This window comes from Colwellia ponticola (genome assembly GCF_005885605.1).
GTDB classification, from domain to species: Bacteria; Pseudomonadota; Gammaproteobacteria; order Enterobacterales; family Alteromonadaceae; genus Colwellia; species Colwellia ponticola.
Genome location: NZ_SZVP01000204.1, coordinates 1 through 414, shown reverse-complemented (window position 1 = coordinate 414; position 414 = coordinate 1). Strand labels below are relative to the sequence as shown.

General features: G+C 41.3%; 1 pseudogene. It reads left to right on the top strand.

Going from position 1 to position 414, the window contains the following annotated elements:
* A pseudogene (gene walJ / locus FCS21_RS17940) lies at positions 1–414 on the top strand (exodeoxyribonuclease WalJ); the annotation flags it as partial.

The window sequence follows — 414 nt, the reverse complement described above, 5'->3', positions numbered from 1 at the left end:
AAAGTCAGAACATTCGGCGATATCGATATTGAGAGTTTCGGCGTCTCCCATGACGCAGCAGCTCCGCAATTTTATCGTTTCCATAAAGAAAACCGTTCATTCGTCATGTTGACGGATACCGGATACTGCAGTGATTACATGCGAGGTGTCATTGAAAATGCCGATGGTTATTTGATGGAAAGTAACCATGATCTTGAGATGTTACGCATGGGACCTTATCCGTGGAATCTAAAACAGCGTATTTTAGGAGATAGAGGGCATCTTTCCAACGAAGATGGTGCACTTGTCATGACTGATGTGATCGGTAATCGGACCAAACGAATCTATCTTGGTCATCTTAGCAAGGAAAACAATATGAAAGAACTTGCTCATTTAACGATGGAAAATGTGTTGAAAGAAAAAGATTTTGGCGTT